The sequence below is a fragment of the Legionella londiniensis genome, assembly GCF_001467825.1.
GTDB lineage: Bacteria > Pseudomonadota > Gammaproteobacteria > Legionellales > Legionellaceae > Legionella_A > Legionella_A londiniensis.
This window is the reverse complement of sequence record NZ_LNYK01000030.1, coordinates 73,901-91,828: the sequence shown is the minus strand read 5'-3', so window position 1 is coordinate 91,828 and position 17,928 is coordinate 73,901. Positions and strand designations below refer to the sequence as shown.

Here is a 17,928-nt window from a genome sequence, read left to right as displayed (position 1 = left end):
TGACTACTATTCCCTTGAAATTGTGAAAAATAACAGTTTACGGATTTTTTTATTGTATTCAATTTAAATGGTGATTGAGCCTAAGCCAGCAAATTAAAACGCTTCCTCTGGCATACCCGGTCTATACCCATGAGTGGAACAATGCCCGTCAAGTCATTTTTAATTATTATGAAAGGCATGGCATATTTTGTGCAGGGCGTTTTGGAGAATGGCTATATATTAACTCCGATAACGCTGTATTACGCGGTAAAATTGCCGCGGAAAAACTGGAACAGCGCTGATTTTGCCAGCTCATTAAGTCAAAACTAATTCAATTAAACTGCTGCTGTTCTTCTACCAGTCCCGCTTCTCAAGCCGGCCTGCCTTGCGCAAAATGGATGATACAGCAGCTTTGGTTTTTGCATGGGCACGGCTCGATTCAAACAAGCAATCGGCGCTGATAAATATAGGCAGATACAATTCCCCAACTCATTTTTACGTAAGTTTTTCTAGTCAGGCGGAATTGAGGAGCAGGGAGCATTTTACTGGTTATGATGATAATGGTCCCAGGTTGGGTTTTGGCGAGCTTTTGTGAAAGCGCTTTCCAGGTTTCGCCAATAAAGGCAGAAGCATTAATAAAAATCATGTTGGCTCCCGTGAAGTCAGCCTGCAAAAAATTATCATGAATGAAATGTATCCTGTCGGCAATGCTTGAATAGGCCGGTTTTTTTCTTAAGCGTTCCTTCTGCATTAATGCAGCTTGATGCAGCGTGGCAAAAAGTTCAATACCGAAGCTTTTTTTGACTTTAAAGACCATGGCGCAGGCTATAACAGCTTTCCCCGTGCCGCTGCCGAGATCGTAAAAAACTGTTTCTGAATTTGGTTTTGCCAGCGAAAGAAGGGCAATAAAAGAAACAAAATCAATTTCTCCATACAAATACTCAATGGCATCGTTTAGTTGGCGGGTGCTCTTGGATAGGGCAAATCCATCCACATCCCTATACAATCCTTCGTATGCAAGTTGGTGTTGATCAAGATGCAACATCCCTCGCCAGCGTTTGATTTTTGCTTGCTTAAAAAACTGCACCAGGCCAAAAATAATAATGATGATGGCTGCCGATGCAATAATCTCAATCATGTCAACCTGGCTGATTGCCAAGAATTTTCATGCGCTCAGCCTGCGAGAGGATCGGCCAGGATTTGATCAGAAGTTTGCCGGCATCCCGTTCGTTCATCGCCTGTTGGTGGATATCCCAGGGATATTCATTACTGAGATAAAGGCCCATGATAAAGGCAGTGATTAGGGTTGTAAAAAAGGCAATTGCAATGATTCGCCAATGAAATAGCGATAGCAGTTTTCGGCTGGAGCTGATGGCTTCCTGCGCAGACTTTTCGATCATTGTGCAGCTTTCATTGGCAATCCGTGAGAAATGCTTTGCATCATAGTGAGACAGCTGCGAATCAACCCGTTCAATGGCTTGTTTGGCATGTTGATTAATTTCAGATAAGGTGTTTGCGCATAAATCCTTTAATTCTTCCTGATAGGCGTTAAGCTGCGCCATGATATCTTTTTTGGTTTCTTGCACAGCCTCCAAATAAGCCTTTCCCTGGCCAAGCGCATTTTCTGCAGCCAGCCTAAGCCTGGCAAGGCCTGCTTCATCTAAAATTTCCTGCAATTTATTCAGTTCCCTATGCAGGGTTTGTACCTGTTTCTGCTGGGATAAGGCCTGGGATTCAATTTCTTGCCGCCATTCGATCATTTTGCTTTCAGCAAGCTCAAAGTAGGCGATAAATTCCCCTGTACGTTGCAGCAATGCCTTAAGTCTTGATATATCTTGCTCATCCATGGGCTCCATGATCATCTCCTTATTTCATGCAGCGTATTTTCTATATACCCAATTGATAAAAAATATTGCCAAATTTAACTTTGATGATATTGTTTTCGCAAAAGTATATCACATCGATATAGAGTTACCGCCTAAATGAATTTACCACATTCGCTTCGCTCTTTCTGCATTTTACCGGTTTGGATGGTAAGTATAGCGGCAAAAGCAGGCATGTTAATTGAGCAAAAAAAGGAAAAATTATCATGGAGAGGGGCATATGATTAAACAACTGCTAATCATGGGGGTTTTGATTGTTATCATCCTCATGTTTTTCATGTATATCTGGCAGCGGCATTTAATCTACCTGCCTTCAAAGGAGCGTCCTAAGCCCAAAGATTATCAAGCAAGCGACATGGAAGTCATTGCCATACATACAGAAGACGGCTTGACATTGAACTCCTGGTATAAAGCAGCCCGCGAAGGGAGGCCGACTATTCTTTATTTGCATGGGAATGCAGGACACATTGGATTTCGCATACCATTGGTACGAAGGTTCATGAATGAAGGCATCGGCGTACTTTTGCTGGAATATCGGGGATATGGAGGAAACAAGGGAAGCCCCTCCGAGCAGGGTTTGTATCAAGATGGGCAGGCAGCAGTCAAATTTTTACAAATGCAAGGGGTCAAAGCTCAAAAACTGGTATTGTATGGGGAGTCTCTCGGAACGGGGGTTGCTATAAAATTGGCTCTGGAGACACAAGCCTGTGCGTTGATCCTGCAAACCCCTTTTACCTCCCTTGCCGATTTAGCCCGTTATCACTATCCCTGGATGGTGATAAAGCCCTGGGATCGGTTTGATTCTTTAAAACGGATTGCCGAAATTAAGGCTCCTGTTTTAGTGCTGCATGGCAAAAGGGATCAAATTGTTCCCTATGAGCAGGGGCTCGCATTGTATCAAAAAGCCAATGAACCGAAAGAGCTTAAAGCCTATGAGCATGGTCATCACCTGAATTTATGGAACTATAAGACTTTCGCAGAAGATGTCATTGGTTTTATAGAGATGCATTGTGCCAGGCATGAGCAATAGACCAGTTTTTTGGCAGGGTTAGTTGCCGATGAGGTGTTAATATTTCCTTAACTTTAATTATTTAAAATGGAACTAAGTTGAACTTGAAAGGAAGAATGCGATGGCAACAAGCCTAAAGTATACCGCACAGGTTTTTTTTAAGCCTGCCGCAGATGCTTCCTTAAAACCAGGCAAAAAAGCGTTTGTGTCTCCTGGAGCAGATGCTGACAGCATGTTTAATGCGCTGGTTTTGAATTTGGTTGACAATGTTCAAAAGCATCCTCGGCTCAACAGCGAATTGCTTGGCAATATTTTGTCCCGCCATTTTGCTTATTTCCCAGAGCATAAACCCCGCGTACCTGGCTTGATGACCCCTGCTGAACGGATGCAGCACATGTTGCGTGAAATCCCTCTGGGAAATGTAGTTGAAAGTCTCGCTTATACTTTGCGGCAAATGGCAGTGGATGAACTTTTGGAAAATCCTGCCCATTATCGCGCCGCATTTTTAGCTGCTTCTTCCGGCTTAACTGAAAAACAAATGCGAAAGCCGCAAACCCCGTTGCATGAATGTGCCTTGATTGCTTTAGCAAAAAAGCTTTCATTGCCTGTAGAAATCATAGAGAGCGCCGAGTATCAGGAGTTGCCTGTACGCCGTCAATACAATCTTGGTGTTGAAAACCCCAAAACAAACCCGCGTTTGGTGTTTAAGAAACATGGACAGCAATATTCGGCTCAAGTGTCTGCTCCTGAAACCTTTGAAAATTTGCAAATGCATTCAGGATTACTTAAAGCCAGGGAACAGACAATAAACCATCTGGATTTAGCTGACGCCATGTTCCAAATAGAGCAAGATAATGAGCGTCTGCAGAAAAAATTTGATCTTCTAGTCAATCGCTTAAGCACCATGGTTCAGGCCGGGGAACTCACAAAAGACGATCTTCTGGAAACCTATGTCAAAAACACACCCACAAGCGAAGAAGCGCAGTCACAGGATTTAGACAGCAAGATCATGCGAAAGGGCTGCATTTCTTTTAAGCGCAACCGCTTGGGGGTTGCAGATTCCTATGCCGAGAAAACAACAGAAGAACGAACCATATCCCAATTGGTTGAGAAGCTTGCTGAAGCCATAACCCTCGGCTATATGAATGAAGCGCGTGTTTTCAATGAGATTGAAAACCGGCAGGATGCAAGCCTTCGGTCAAGCATCGCATAAGATGCGCTATAAAAATTCGTGTTCTGCCATCCACGCATCGCTTGCATATTTAGACATGTAATTGCGGATGGAATCCGGCAAAATGACGAGACACTTGTCTTTCGCAGTCAAGGGTTTTGCAGCCTTAAGCGCAGCCCACATTGCAGCGCCGCTTGACCCTCCAACTAACAGGCCTTCCTCACGTATCAATCGTCTTGCCATATGAAATGAATCAGCATCGTTTGTTTTGATGTACTCATCTATCAGCTCATTGTCCAGCACGTCTGGGAAAAAATCATAGCCGATTCCTTCAACATGGTAGGGTTTGACTTCATCGCCGCCGCCTAAAATGGAGCCGACAGGGTCAACGCCTATGACTTTAATAGACGGGTTAAATTCTTTTAAGCGTTTGGCTACACCTGTTATCGTGCCGCCGGTGCCAACGCCGATGACAACCATATCCAGCTCATGGCCGAAATCCTCAATAATTTCTTCTGCTGTGCCGTGATAATGGGCGCCGGGGTTATCGGGATTGATATACTGATCAAGAATATGGGAATTGGGAATTTCTCTATGGAGTTTTCTTGCCAAGGATATGTGGCTGTCCGGATCATTCCAGGCCGCTTCCGTGGGGGTACGGAATATTTTTGCCCCCAGCCGTTCAAGGACTACCTGTTTTTCGAGGCTCATTTTTTCAGGCATGGTTATAATGACCTGATACCCCATGACCGCGCCGGCGAGGGCTATGCCGATTCCTGTATTACCGGAAGTGGGTTCGATTAATGTGTCGCCTGGTTTGATTCTGCCTGCACGGGCGGCGTTTTTAACCATTTCATAGCCTATGCGGTCTTTGACTGAACCGCCAGGGTTGAAAAATTCACATTTGGCAAAGAGGCTGCACTGGAGTTCAGCGCCAATGCGGTTAATGCGGACAACGGGGGTTTTGCCGATAGTTTCGAGGATATTATTATAAATCATGGTATTCCTTTTCGTTGTACTCCATTTCTTGTCAGAGAGTATACGCATTTTTTCACTGAGAAAAAAGGAAGCAAATTTAAACAAACGCCGTAGTGGAATTTGAGCGCAAAACGGATTACAGTTACTGTCTTGATGATGCAAAAGCTCGCTATGATGACACTCAATGAATTAAAAGCCAAGGCAGCAAATGCTGCGTTATCTTATGTGGATGACAACATGATAGTGGGCGTCGGGACAGGCTCTACTGTCAATTATTTTATTGAGGCTTTGGCTGCCGTCAAGCATCGTATTGATGCCTGTGTCTCAAGCTCAAAGCAAACAGAGCATCGCCTGCGCGAGCTTGGCATACCCGTGATTGATTTGAATGTTGCTAATGAGGTTGCGGTTTATATCGATGGCGCCGATGAAGTCAATCCAAGTCGGCAAATGATTAAGGGAGGGGGCGGCGCTTTAACTCGGGAAAAAATTATCGCCTGCAGCGCTAAAAAATTTGTTTGCATTGCGGATGAAACAAAGCTCGTCCAGGATCTGGGAGAGTTTCCCCTGGCAGTTGAAGTTTTGCCGATGGCGAGAAGTTATGTTGCCAGAGAATTAGTGAAATTAGGTGGGAATCCCGCTTATCGCGAAAATTTTATTACCGATAATGGCAATATCATCCTTGATGTATCGGATCTGGATTACAGCCACCCTGAAGAGCTGGAGAAAACGATTAAATGCATTACCGGAGTTGTAGAAAATGGGATTTTTGCAAACTGCCGTGCTGATGTCGTCCTATTGGCAACGCAAGATGGAGTAAGGTCTTTTTGAAATCAGACAGATTGTTATTTGTTCCATCCTTATCCTTTCCTTCAGTCCTATATTGACAAGCCGTTGTTTTTTCATGCATCTTTAGAAATGCGGCAATGATAAAAGGACTTATCATGAGAAATTCACTGGATGTGCTTGTGGTTGGCGCAGGACCGGTCGGTTTGTTTTGTGCCAATGAGTTAATCAGGCATGGCCTAAATTGCCGTATCATTGATAAAAAAGCTACCTTAAGTGATAAATCCAAGGCCTTGGGAATCCATATCCGTACTTTGGATGTCTTTAAAGATTGCGGTTTTTTTGAGCCTGTAGTGGAGCATGGATTGGCAGTAGAGGGCATGCTTATCAGGTCTCAAGGAAAAGACTTGGTCAATGTCAGTTTTAAGGATATCCCGGCCAATCATCATTTTTTAATCGATTTGCCCCAAGATAAAACCGAGCGTATTCTATATGAAGGCTTGCAGGCAAAATCGCTGGATGTTGAATGGCAAACAGAGCTTTTATCGTTTTCCGAGGAAGGCAGTACAGTACGGGCGAGAGTTCGGAATCATGCGGGCGAGGAAGAAGAAATCGAATGTTCATGGCTTATAGCCTGCGACGGCGCGCACAGTACCGTCCGGCAAATTGCCAATATGCCTTTTATAGGCGGCGAATATCAGCAAAACTGGTGGCTTGCAGATCTTTTTATTGACTGGAAATTGCCGGAAAACCGCATGATTTTGTATCTAAGCGCCAAGGGGCCGCTTGCCTGTTTTCCCATGGGTCAAAAACGTTATCGGATAGTCATGACTGCCCCCTCGCAAAACGAGCAAGATCCCGACATCTCGGATATCCGGGAGGAATTTAAAGCACGCACATCCCATGAGGAGGCAGCCTTGTCTAATCCGCGATGGATAACCAAGTTCTATATCCATTACCGCCAGGTCAAGCATTATCGCCAGAAACATGTATTTTTTGCCGGCGACGCAGCCCATATTCATAGCCCTCTGGGCGGACAGGGATTAAACACGGGTATACAGGATATATATAATCTCGTATGGAAACTGGCGCTGGTTCACAAAGGATTAGCCAAAGAAGCCCTTTTGGACAGTTACCATGAGGAGCGTTACCCCATAGGCCGGGAAGTCTTAAAAAAGACGGATATCTTAACGCGCGCGGTTATTATAAAAAATCCGCTGGCAATTACCTTGCGTAATGCCTGCTTGTCCTTCCTGATGTCTTTTAAGGCAATAAAAAAGAAATTTATAAAGCAAGCCGCAGAACTTGATATTTCCTATGCCGGCAGCCCCATAGTGAGCGAATCAGGGCGCAATAAGCAGTTCAGCGCCGGTTATTTTTTGCTTGATTTCAGCTTGATGAATATGAAAACCCAGAGCATGCAACCATTAAGTGAAATTGTGCGGGGAACCAAGCACCACTTGTTATTGTTCGCGGGAAAAAACAGCGCAGATGTCTCTATTCTGGCAGATGCCATAAGACAAGTGCATGAACAGTTTGAAAAAATAGTTTCAACCCACCTGATTTTAAGCCATGATATTGTTTATCCGGATTGTCCGGCTGCCGTTTGGCTTGATGAGAAGCAAGAGGTTCACAGAGATTACGCCATTGAACAGCCTATGGCAGTTTTATTGCGCCCGGATAAGTATATTGGTTTGCTCCAGTTGCCAGTCAATACCCAGGCTTTAATTCGGTATCTCAAGCAATGGTTTATTCCAAAAAGCCAGGGCAGTTGAATGCCCTGCAAACTTGTTGGTAGCCTGCATCGATAATAAAGATGACTCAATCGATGAGACGGTCATGGCAAATACCTCCTGCCCTATATCCCATATGCCAGATTGAAATCGCATTCTGGAATAAAATCTCTCCTGTTTTAAAAGCATAGACTGTCTGTTTATCCATTCGGCAAATAGATATAAAGGGGTTGCTATTGCGGCCGGGCATGTTGACTACAGCAAAAGAATACATTGGAGGTGTGCCGATAACTTAATTTTTTCTTAAGGTTCGCTCGTTATACTGCCTGTCACTGAATAAGGAGAACAGTGATGTTGGTATTAATTGTCGCGGACAATGAATTCAATGCATATTGCCTGACGCGCTTGATTGAAGCAACCTGTAATACAGTACAAGTGACCATGGCTAATGGCAGCTTTGCGGCTTTGCAAGAAATGGCTGAAAGTAAACCCGATTTGGTGGTTCTCGATGGAGATTTAGGGGTTGGTGAAGGGCGTTACTGCAGTGCGCCTGTGCTTGCAGATCTTTTATGGCGAAAATTCCCGCATATTTCTGTAATCGCCTGGACAGATTGTGATGAGATGCGTCTGGCATTTGCTGAGGTGTTTAAACAGCACAACAAACAATTTAATGAACAAAGCATTTGGCCAAAAATTGTTTATCCCCAACATTTACAGCGGGCATTAAAGGGCAGGCCTTCTTTCGCAGAATTTGTTGATTATGGCATTCCCGTCATCAGCCGTTCCGGGCATCTGTATAATTAGCTTCAAATCCGGCCAGTCAATGCGCTTCTTCCCAGTTTGGGCCAACACCGATGGAAACCATAAGCGGGACGGAAAGCCTAACCGTTTGTTCCATTAATTGCTTGATCTTGCTTTTGGCTGTTTCAAGCAAATTTTCGTGTACTTCAAATACCAGTTCATCATGAACCTGCATGATCATGCGGATTCCGCCATGACTTTGACTTTTCTGCCAATCAGAGATGGCAATCATTGCTTTTTTAATGATATCAGCGGCTGTGCCCTGCATCGGCGCATTGATGGCGGTGCGCTCTGCGGCTTTTTGCCTCATCAGGTTTTGCGCATTAATTTCAGGAAGATGCAAGCGCCTTCCAAATATGGTTTCAACATAACCTTGTTTGTGCGCTTTGGCTCGCGTTTTCTCCATATATTCCAGTACGCCTGGATAGCGTTCAAAATAGCGGTCTATATAGGTTTGGGCATCCTCGCGTTCCACGCCCAACTGCTTGGCCAGGCCAAAGGCTGACATGCCGTAAATCAAGCCAAAATTCACCGCCTTTGCCCGCCTGCGCTGTTCGCGGGTTACAGATTCGAGCTCGACATCAAAAATCTCGCTTGCCGTGGCCGCATGGATGTCCCATCCCTTTGCAAAGGCGTTTTGCAAGCCTTTATCTCCTGACAAATGCGCCATGATGCGGAGCTCAATCTGGGAATAATCAGCGGCAAGAAGCTGGTGTTGAGGGGGGGCGACGAAGGCTTTGCGAATCATGCGCCCTTCTTCCGTGCGTGTGGGAATATTCTGTAAGTTAGGATCGCTTGAAGACAGCCGGCCGGTTGCCGCAACAGCCTGGTTGTATGAAGTATGCACTCGTCCAGACTGGGGATTGATGCGCTTTGGCAAAACATCAATATAAGTAGAAACAAGCTTGGTTAAGCTTCTGTATTCCAGAATGACTGACGGCAACCTGAAATCAAAGGCCAGTTCTTGCAGTACTGATTCTGCTGTGGAAGGCTGGCCCGTCGGTGTTTTCGCAAGAACCGGCAAATTTAACTCGGCAAAAAGAATTTCCTGCAACTGTCTTGGCGAATTTAAATTAAAAGGTTTTCCCGCAAGCGCTAATGCTTCTTGTTCGAGAGCCGCTATTTTTTCTTTCAAACGCTTGCCATGAGAAGCCAGAAGCAATTTATCAATTAAAACCCCATGGCGTTCCATATCGGCAATAACCGTTACCAGGGGCATTTCAATTTCATGAAAAACGTCCCGCAAGCGTTCATCCATCATGGGGTAGAGGATTTCATGCAGTTTTAAAGTCACTTCAGCGTCTTCTGCGGCATATGGCGCGGCTGTTTGAACCGGAATTTGATCAAAACGCAATTGCTTGGCGCCCTTGCCGGCAATATCTTCAAAACTGATGGTTTTATAGCCGAGGTATTTTAATGCCAGCGAATCCATATCATGGCGCGCAGCCGTGCTGTTTAAAACATAAGATTCCAGCATGGTATCAAATGCGATGCCCAAAAGGTTAATGCCGCAATTCTTAAAGACGATATAATCGTATTTTAAATTTTGGCCGATTTTTTTGATGGCTGGATCTTCCAGCAGCGGTTTCAGGGCCTGTAATACGGCGTCTCGGGGTAACTGCCGGTTTTCATTATGATGTGCAAGCGGTATGTAGGCGGCGATTTCCCCCGGAAGGGCCAAGGCAATGCCAACGAGTTCAGCCTGTATGGCGTCAAGACTCGTCGTTTCGGTATCAATGCAAAAAGCTTCGGAGGATTTCAGTTTTTTTATCCACGCATCAAGTTCGCTCTGTTGGGTAATCAATTCATATTGGATGTTGCTTTTGGCGTCAGCATCGCCTTTTTCTTGCTCATTCTCACTTAAGAGCTCTTTTAGCCAGCTTTTAAACTCAAATTCGCGCGCCAGCGAAATTAAGCGTTCGCGATCAGGGGGCTTGCGGACTAAATCCTCAAAATCTACCGGCAAATCAACATCGGTTTTAATGGTGACCAGTGTTTTTGATAAGGACATCTGGGGCAAGCTTGCCCGCAGATTTTCGCCGATTTTACCGCCGATTTCGCCTGCGTGCTCTTTAAGATTGTCCAGGGTTTGGTATTCTTTTAACCACTTGGCCGCGGTTTTGGGGCCGCATTTTGGAACGCCCGGGATGTTATCGCTCTGATCGCCTATCAAAGTTAAATAGTCGATTATTTGCTCTGGCTTAACGCCAAATTTTTCTTCTACTTTGGCTTCATCGAGTATTTGTTCTGTCATGGTATTGACCAGCGTGACATGCTCATTGACCAGTTGCGCCATGTCTTTATCGCCTGTAGAAATTATCACGTCCTGCCCCTTTTGGGTTGCGTGATTGGCAAGAGTGCCAATGACATCATCTGCCTCTACGCCTTCAATGGTTAGCAAAGGCAGGCCCATGGCTTCCAGGACAGACTGCAGAGGTTTAAACTGGGAGCGTAAATCCTCAGGCATAGGGGGGCGGTTTGCTTTGTATTCGGGATATAAATCGTCCCGAAAAGTCTTTCCTTTGGCATCAAAAACCACGGCGATTTTTTCGGGTTGATAGTCCTTTATCAAACGCTTGACCATATTGGCAACGCCGTAAATTGCGCCAGTTGGCTGCCCTTTGGAATTGGTAAGCGGCGGCAAGGCATGGAAAGCGCGGAAAAAATAAGATGAGCCGTCAACTAAAACCAAAGGATGAGACATGGTTACTGATTCTCCTGTTGTTTTATTCGTTGAGCCAATTGTTCTACTTTGTCGCTCAAGGCTTTCAGGTTCTTGCGCATGATAGGCAGTCGGCTGGCTGACAGCTCCTGCTCAAGCGCCTTCTCCTTGGGCCTTGCAGGGTTGCCTAAATAGATATTGCCCTGTTTTAAATGTTTCCTGGGCGGAACGCCCGCACGGGCACCTAGAATCACGCCATCATCAATGCGGACATGATCGCTGACCCCGACGTTTGCCGCAAAAATGACATGATTTCCGCTAATGGTGCTGCCCGCAATGCCTGTAAATGCACAAAGGATATTATGCTTTCCTAATTTGACTGAGTGGGCGACCTGAACCAGGTTATCAATTTTTGTCCCTTCTCCAATAACAGTGGCGCCAAGCGTTGCGCGATCGATTACGGTATTTGCGCCGATTTCAACATCATCTTCAACAATCACTGTGCCGACATGAGGAATTTTGGCATGGCGCCCCTCATCCATAGTATAGCCAAATCCATCTGAGCCAATTACGGAGGATGCGTGGATGATAACCCGATTGCCGATACGGCAGTGATCATAGACTGTGACTTGGGGATGAAGCACCGAATTGTGGCCAAGACTAACGCCGCGGCCAATGTGGACATGGCTTTTTAAGACACAATGATTGCCGATGGAGCTGCCTGCCTCGATGACGACATAAGGCCCAATAAAAACCCCCTCTCCAAGGCTGACATCACCAGCAATCACGGCAGTGGGATGAATGCCTGGCACAGGTTGTGGATGCGGATAAAAATAATTTAACAAAGTGATAAATGCTTTCAGTGGGTTTGCTACGCGAATTGACGGCTTATTTTTTATTTCTGTGTTTTGGGTGACTAATACAGCTGAAGCATTGGAGTTTTCTGCCCGCAGGATATTTTCCTCGCCTTCAGCAAAAACCAGGGAGCCGCTGGCGATATCATCGATTGGCGATAGCGAAGTGACCTTGATGTTGGTATTTCCTGTGACTTCGCCGTCGATGAGTTTTGCTATTTCAGATAATGCAACATTCATCATGACCTTCTAAGTTTGCAAAATTAGGCAATTATAACTCGAGGTATTCTGAGTGGCGAATTTTTATCACGGAAAATATCTGTTCTCCTGTTCCATCCTTCGGTAGGATAAAGTGTTTCATCTAAAAAAGGATAAAAAAATGAGAATCAGGAGGTTGATGGTTTGTTTTTGTTTTCTTATATCTTCTTTCCAAGCAAGGGCTGCGCTGCAGGATCTGTTTCTTTCAACAGAGCCTTCCAGGGCATACCTCGGGGTTGAAGGGGGATTAGCCAAGGTACAAGATGGCAACCCGATATTTTCAACAATACAGGCTGTTTTGGCAGCTGATGGAGATAGTGCCTCAACCACGGCAATTGATCGTGAATGGGGTTGGGGCGGCAGGCTATTTACCGGATGGCGATACAATCGTTTTTTAGGGTTGGAGTTTGGTTATAGCCGCTTTGAGAATAAAAAAATCTCATTTTCTGCAGATGGAACCACCATGAATTACCGTTTAAAAACGGAAGCGCTGGATGTTCTTGCTCAAATTTCAATGCCGCTTGGCCAGTCTGGCTGGCAAGCTTACCTGAAGGGGGGCGGCGCGTACATCAGTCCCAAAGCGAAATTGGGAGTTATTAGCGTCGATGAGGAAGATCCTGAAGAATCAGTAAACCTCACTCTTGCAATCAATACTCCCAAATGGAGACCGGCGATTGGTTTGGGCGCCATCTACATGATCAATGCGAATGCCGGCGTCAATTTTTTCTGGCAGCGCTATTTTGGCAACAAATCATCGGCAATTGATCTTGAAAATGTTGAAGCCTTGCTCAGCGGAAACGTGCTTAAAGCGCCAAAAATTGATTTCGTCGGAATCGGCCTGAGAGTATTTCTTGATAACCCCTTTTGCAAGGCTGCTAAAATCGTCGAAAAGTAGCCGTATCAATTTTGCGGCGCTAAACTCTTTGCACTATCAATGCAGCATTAGCGCCGCCAAAGGCAAAATGATTGGACAAGGCAATATCAATTCGCTTTTTGCGGGCATTGTTGGCGATATAATCCAGATCGCAGGCTGGATCGGGATTTTGCAGGTTAATGGTTGGCAGCAAAATATCATGCCCAAGACTTAAAGTGGTGGCTATAATTTCGAGTGCACCGGCGGCGCCTATGGTATGGCCAGTCATTGCTTTTTGAGCGCTGATAGGGATATCATAGCTTCGCTTGCCAAAAATATGTTTAATGGTTTGCGTCTCCGTCGCGTCATTGAGTTGCGTCCCTGTGCCATGGGCATTGATGTATTGAATGTCGCCCGCGGTCAATCTGGCATCATCCAGAGCTGCCTGGATGGCGCGCGCCTGGCCTTCGCTCTTCGGGGCAGTCACGTGATGGGCGTCACAGCTTGCTCCAAAACCCGTTATTTCAGCATAAATCCTTGCTCCCCGCACTTTTGCATGCTCCAGCTCTTCAAGAACAAGGATTCCCGCCCCATCGGCCATGACCATGCCGTCTCGGAATTTATCAAAAGGCCGGCTTGCCTGGCCAGGGTTTTCATTCTGGGTTGACATGACGCGCAATTTACACCAGGCGGCCATGATGGTTTCCCAAATGAGTGACTCCGTCCCGCCACAAATCGCTATGGCCAATTTTCCATTTGCTATTTGCTGATAGGCATGCCCAATCGCTTCAGCCGAAGAAACACAGGCGTTGGAAAAAGTTGAATTGGGTCCCCCTATGCCAAATGCGATGGCAATATGGTTTGCAATGGAATTCGGCATGCCGCGCAGGACGCTTAAAGCTGGAATCTTTCTCCAATGCTCCTGGTAAAAGGCTTTGTAGGCAGACTCAAGTTCCGGCATGCCGCCAAGGCTTGTGCCAATAAAAGTTGCAGCATGTTGCAATTCTTTTGCATCAAGCCCTGCGCGCTCTATGGCATGATGGGTGCAGAACAGTGCATATTGTGCAACACGGGGATAGCGTTTTGGATTATCAATTTCTGGCAAATGAGCTAAAGGCAGATCAAGAACTTCTCCAGCAATCTGAGTGGTATAGGGTGACGGGTCATAAGATTGAATGCGCCTGATGCCGCATGTTCCTTTTATAGCTGCCTCCCAGAAAACTTCCAGTCCGCATCCAATGGCAGAGACGATCTCCATGCCTGTGATGACAACCCTTTTTTTCATGCATATCCACCTTGATAGCTTAACTCCTTAGCTTTGCCCTGCAATACTAAAGTGGGTATGGAAAAACTGTCAAGAGCGTTTCTGCAATATATCGAGAGATACCCGCCAAAAATCATAGGCATTGACTACTTTAAACCCAAGGCTCGCATAAAGCCGCAAGGCATTTTGATTTTGTGCCTCAACATCAAGATGTAGCACTCTTTTTTGTTGTTTTAAAGCGTGATTGATGCAATAAGCAATAAGAGCGCGCCCATATCCCTTACCCTGTGCTTCGGGAAGAACGGCAATATCAGAAAATCGCGCAACACTTTGATCCCAATAAACATGTGCCTTGGCAACAGGGCGATCATTCAGGAGCGCTATGAAGACGGTGCGGTTTTTATCACGTAAAATGAGCTCCAGTTGGTTCGCCATATCTGCATCGCCGCCATTAAAACAGACTTTATCCAGGGCACACATAAAAGGAATATCCCGCTCGGTTGCTGTACGGATGCGAAGTGGATTATCTGGGAGGGTTTCAAGCTTAGTATTTTTGCGCTCCATTGCAAATTCCGAATGCAGGTATTCCGCATGGCAGCGCTCTAAAAAAGGGTTAGCCACCTGATGAGGCGCGGAAAAAACAAGAGAATCAATAGCGCTGTTATCCAAGAGAAATAAGATGCTGGCAAGCAGTTCCCTGCCGATTCCTCTCCCGCGGCAATGAGGGGCAACCATTAGAGAAATTTCGCAGGCATTTTCATAGAAAAAGAAAACCGCTAAAAAACCCACCAGTTCCCGATCTTGATAATACAAGGCATTACAGGCCAATTCACGGGGTTTTGTGATTATCTGCTGATAAACGGGAATGGTATTTCCATCTTTTTTTTTACACTGGCTTAAGAGTCTTTCCAGCTGCCTGATCTGGGTTCGATTAAGACGTTCTACAAAAGTTAGCATGAGCTTTTCATCAATATAAATTGCATTGAAAAATTACTTCATCGGCTTATCTGATTATAGTTAAATTTTAAGTCTAGCTAATGATAAAAAACACCATAAACAACAAGCTTAAAATAAAGAGCAGCGGATTTGCGCCTTGGCGTGTGGCGCATTTAAGTATGGTGTAAAGAATGATCCCGCTGCCGATGCCGTCCGCAATCGAACCTGTAAAGGGAATCATCATCATAATGACCACGCAAGGCGCGGTTTCTGTAATGTCCCGAACCTGCAATTCTCCCAAATGGCGCATCATGCAGCAGGCCACATAAAGCAGCGCAGGCCCCACCGCAAAATTCGGAATCGCCTGGGCGAGGGGAAAGAAAAACAGCATTAGGAGAAAACCTGCTCCAATAACAAGCGCGGTTATTCCCGTTCTGCCGCCAGCTTCAATGCCCGCCGCAGATTCGATATAAGGTGAAGTGCTTGCAGAGCCTAATAACCCTGCCGTGGCGGAAGCCAGGGCATCTGCCGTCAGACTTTTACGCAAGCGCTGACTGTAATTTGCGTGCTGTCGAAAAAGAGACCGATTGAGTAACCCAATTAATGTGCCTGTGGCATCAAACACAGCTATCAGAAAAAATGTGAACGTTGCCTTTAAAGCGGCCATAGTGCCCATACCGCTAAAATCCATCTGCAGAAAAGTAGGCTTCAGGGAAGGCGGGAGCCCAACCATGCCATGCCATGAAGACAAGCCGGTAAAAAGACTGATGATACTGATGGCTAAAATTCCAATAATGATTGCCCCTGAAATCAGATAATAGTCAAGCGCCAGAATCAGAATAAAACCTGCCAGAAACAACAAGGCTTGAGGGCTTGTTATCGTGCCAAGCTTCATTAAGGTATGTTCGCCCCGCACAATGATTTGATTGGTTTGTAAGGCAATTAGGGCAATCAGCAAGCTAATGCCGATAAGGATGGCAATCTGGAGGTTTTGAGGTATTGCCTCAAGCAGCAATCGCCGTAAGGGAGTTATGCTTATGATAAAAAACAATATGCCGGAAACAAAAACCATAGCCAGCGCATGCTGCCAGTCAAACCCTAACCCCAGCACCACGCTATAGCTAAAATAAATATTCAGCGCCATGCCAGGCGCGACCCCTATCGGGGTATTGGCATAAAGCCCGGTTAAAATACAGCCAAAAGCTGTCACAAGGCAGGTAGCGGTAAAAACCGCCCCTTTTTCCATCCCTGCGTCTTGCAGGATAGCAGGGTTGACAAAGGCAATATATGCCATGGTCAAAAATGTCGTGATCCCTGCGAGAAGCTCTGTTTTGATAGAAATCCCCGCCAATTTGTTTTGCAAGAGCCTCATCATTTCACTTAAAAATGAAAATTCACCACGCCAAAGACAATCTCAATAGCAATCAGCACAATGATGATGATCTCGAGGCTATGGGCATGCCTGTTTTCAAGATAGCCGTTAAACATGTCAAAAATTTCATTGAGCGTGTCCAAACGGTGATTAATCGCGTTGACCCGCCTTTGAATGTGCAAATAGCGTTCAAGCATAGTGTAATGTTCTTCAAGGGTCGGGTGCTGCCAGAAATACTTGGGATGATAAAGAAAATTGCTGATCAAATTCATCTCGCTTTTGGCGCCCAAAATCTCTCCGATGACTTGACGGATTTGTTTCCGGCTGATTTCCATTTTTCCCTGCATCGATAAACTGTGAATCAAAGGAGTATATTTTTCAATCAGGGCTTCCAGGATGGTTTCAAAATACTGTAATTTAACAGACTGTGAAAACCCATAAGACAGGCTTAATTTCAATTCGTCGGTATCTTCCTCGATGGTTAGGCAATCAACATCAAAATAATCATGTGGTTCAATAGACGTTTTATCTCCAAGCTGGTAACTGAACTCATCATGCACGGGAAAAACGATTGGCTTATTGGCAAATAAAATCACTGTATTCAAATAAACGTTGATTTGGTGGCGTTTAACCCCCCAGGAAACCACGGTTCCATTTTTAAATACAAACACGGTATGATTTGTTTTTTCATGATTTAATTTTAAAATATCGCGGGATCGGCTTGAATTGTACTCGGGCAGTTCTGACTTATAGTGACTATCCAAACGGGTTAAGTCTATGCTGTTTGCAATACAGTAACTCAGGCATTCCATATTTAAACATCACCTCAAGGGATAAAAGGGTAATTGGATAAAGACTATCATTTGATCCTGAAAATCCAGAGCGTAACGAAGGTTTTGCATGATTGCAAAGCAAATATGTCATTTACTGAATTTCTCTTGCCAAGATGCAAGCGTGTTCATGATTGATATCCAGCCCACAAAGATAAGGGCTGGATAGAATTATAACTTGTTTTTCAATTAAGCTATAGGCTTTCTACTGATTCCTTGCCAGGATAAGCCTTTTTTCTATCACTGCTGCCGCTCAACCAATGAGGGCATACTTCAAGAATTTCCGCAATCTTATCGATTTGATCTGGCGAGGGTAAGACATGGCCAAAAATCATGGAATTTGCAAGATGGCGGGTCACGCCAAATACTTTAGCGACTGCTTTGGTTTTTTCATTGACATCTTCAGGGAAGCCTAATAGGGCAAGTTCTCGATTAAACCGTTGTGAAAATACTTTGCTGTTCATTTTTTCGCTCCTTGAAAAAAATATTAAACACCCAAAAAAACGGTTATTCAATCCATTGAATCGCCTGCGATTCATAACTGAGCAAAAGCATGACGTTG

Annotated in this window: 17 protein-coding genes; 7 read left to right on the top strand and 10 right to left on the bottom strand. The window is 45.1% G+C overall.

Features of this window, described 5'->3' with window-relative positions; all coding sequences use genetic code 11:
- Nucleotides 1-74 precede the first annotated feature (74 nt).
- The gene (locus Llon_RS11475) at nucleotides 75-281 is read left to right on the top strand and encodes a hypothetical protein (protein ID WP_131754657.1); all 207 of its coding nucleotides are present in this window, start codon (nucleotides 75-77) and stop codon (nucleotides 279-281) included.
- Between the two features lie 137 nt (nucleotides 282-418).
- Here the strand turns inward: Llon_RS11475 and Llon_RS09345 are convergent, their stop codons facing one another.
- On the bottom strand, nucleotides 419-1,117 hold the full coding sequence (locus Llon_RS09345) for a class I SAM-dependent methyltransferase (protein WP_065238313.1): 699 nt from the start codon (nucleotides 1,115-1,117) through the stop codon (nucleotides 419-421).
- Nucleotide 1,118: 1 nt separating this feature from the next.
- Entirely contained in the window at nucleotides 1,119-1,835 is a 717-nt protein-coding gene (locus tag Llon_RS09340; RefSeq protein ID WP_058529795.1) for a hypothetical protein, read from the bottom strand.
- 247 nt (nucleotides 1,836-2,082) lie between these two features.
- On the opposite strand from Llon_RS09340, the gene Llon_RS09335 reads away from it, so the two are divergent.
- Together Llon_RS09335 and Llon_RS09330 are read left to right on the top strand one after the other, a co-directional pair.
- Nucleotides 2,083-2,892: an alpha/beta hydrolase gene (locus tag Llon_RS09335; RefSeq protein ID WP_058529794.1), complete on the top strand. Its 810-nt coding sequence runs from the start codon at nucleotides 2,083-2,085 to the stop codon at nucleotides 2,890-2,892.
- Between the two features lie 100 nt (nucleotides 2,893-2,992).
- Nucleotides 2,993-4,084, top strand: a complete 1,092-nt coding sequence (locus Llon_RS09330) for an OTU domain-containing protein (RefSeq protein ID WP_058529793.1) — start codon at nucleotides 2,993-2,995, stop codon at nucleotides 4,082-4,084.
- Nucleotides 4,085-4,090: 6 nt separating this feature from the next.
- Here Llon_RS09330 and Llon_RS09325 read toward each other — a convergent pair whose 3' ends face one another.
- Nucleotides 4,091-5,041 carry a pyridoxal-phosphate dependent enzyme gene (locus Llon_RS09325; RefSeq protein ID WP_058529792.1) on the bottom strand — a complete coding sequence of 317 codons (951 nt, stop codon included), beginning with the start codon at nucleotides 5,039-5,041 and terminating at the stop codon, nucleotides 4,091-4,093.
- A 153-nt stretch (nucleotides 5,042-5,194) separates the two neighbouring features.
- On the opposite strand from Llon_RS09325, the gene rpiA reads away from it, so the two are divergent.
- The 3 genes from rpiA to Llon_RS09310 all read left to right on the top strand — a co-directional run bounded on the left by rpiA (nucleotide 5,195) and on the right by Llon_RS09310 (nucleotide 8,340).
- Nucleotides 5,195-5,848: a ribose-5-phosphate isomerase RpiA gene (gene rpiA, locus Llon_RS09320; RefSeq protein WP_058529805.1), complete on the top strand. Its 654-nt coding sequence runs from the start codon at nucleotides 5,195-5,197 to the stop codon at nucleotides 5,846-5,848.
- A gap of 113 nt (nucleotides 5,849-5,961) precedes the next feature.
- Nucleotides 5,962-7,578 (top strand): FAD-dependent monooxygenase, encoded by a 1,617-nt coding sequence (locus Llon_RS09315; RefSeq protein ID WP_058529791.1) that lies wholly within the window; start codon nucleotides 5,962-5,964, stop codon nucleotides 7,576-7,578.
- A gap of 309 nt (nucleotides 7,579-7,887) precedes the next feature.
- Nucleotides 7,888-8,340 (top strand): response regulator, encoded by a 453-nt coding sequence (locus Llon_RS09310; RefSeq protein ID WP_058529790.1) that lies wholly within the window; start codon nucleotides 7,888-7,890, stop codon nucleotides 8,338-8,340.
- Nucleotides 8,341-8,356: 16 nt separating this feature from the next.
- Here the strand turns inward: Llon_RS09310 and polA are convergent, their stop codons facing one another.
- On the bottom strand, nucleotides 8,357-11,041 hold the full coding sequence (gene polA / locus Llon_RS09305) for a DNA polymerase I (RefSeq protein ID WP_058529789.1): 2,685 nt from the start codon (nucleotides 11,039-11,041) through the stop codon (nucleotides 8,357-8,359).
- 2 nt (nucleotides 11,042-11,043) lie between these two features.
- Nucleotides 11,044-12,093 carry a UDP-3-O-(3-hydroxymyristoyl)glucosamine N-acyltransferase gene (gene lpxD / locus Llon_RS09300; RefSeq protein WP_058529788.1) on the bottom strand — a complete coding sequence of 350 codons (1,050 nt, stop codon included), beginning with the start codon at nucleotides 12,091-12,093 and terminating at the stop codon, nucleotides 11,044-11,046.
- A gap of 139 nt (nucleotides 12,094-12,232) precedes the next feature.
- Here lpxD and Llon_RS09295 point away from each other — a divergent pair, with 139 nt between their 5' ends.
- Nucleotides 12,233-13,006: an outer membrane beta-barrel protein gene (locus Llon_RS09295; protein WP_083503314.1), complete on the top strand. Its 774-nt coding sequence runs from the start codon at nucleotides 12,233-12,235 to the stop codon at nucleotides 13,004-13,006.
- Nucleotides 13,007-13,025: 19 nt separating this feature from the next.
- On the opposite strand, the gene Llon_RS09290 is transcribed toward Llon_RS09295, so the two are convergent.
- The 5 genes from Llon_RS09290 to Llon_RS09270 all read right to left on the bottom strand — a co-directional run bounded on the left by Llon_RS09290 (nucleotide 13,026) and on the right by Llon_RS09270 (nucleotide 17,830).
- Nucleotides 13,026-14,249: a beta-ketoacyl-[acyl-carrier-protein] synthase family protein gene (locus Llon_RS09290; RefSeq protein ID WP_058529786.1), complete on the bottom strand. Its 1,224-nt coding sequence runs from the start codon at nucleotides 14,247-14,249 to the stop codon at nucleotides 13,026-13,028.
- 69 nt (nucleotides 14,250-14,318) lie between these two features.
- The gene (locus Llon_RS09285) at nucleotides 14,319-15,185 is read right to left on the bottom strand and encodes a GNAT family N-acetyltransferase (protein ID WP_058529785.1); all 867 of its coding nucleotides are present in this window, start codon (nucleotides 15,183-15,185) and stop codon (nucleotides 14,319-14,321) included.
- 73 nt (nucleotides 15,186-15,258) lie between these two features.
- Nucleotides 15,259-16,539 (bottom strand): NCS2 family permease, encoded by a 1,281-nt coding sequence (locus Llon_RS09280; RefSeq protein WP_058529784.1) that lies wholly within the window; start codon nucleotides 16,537-16,539, stop codon nucleotides 15,259-15,261.
- A 5-nt stretch (nucleotides 16,540-16,544) separates the two neighbouring features.
- On the bottom strand, nucleotides 16,545-17,348 hold the full coding sequence (locus Llon_RS09275; RefSeq protein ID WP_058529783.1) for an RMD1 family protein: 804 nt from the start codon (nucleotides 17,346-17,348) through the stop codon (nucleotides 16,545-16,547).
- Between the two features lie 212 nt (nucleotides 17,349-17,560).
- The gene (locus tag Llon_RS09270) at nucleotides 17,561-17,830 is read right to left on the bottom strand and encodes a hypothetical protein (protein WP_058529782.1); all 270 of its coding nucleotides are present in this window, start codon (nucleotides 17,828-17,830) and stop codon (nucleotides 17,561-17,563) included.
- Between the last annotated feature and the right edge of the window lie 98 nt (nucleotides 17,831-17,928).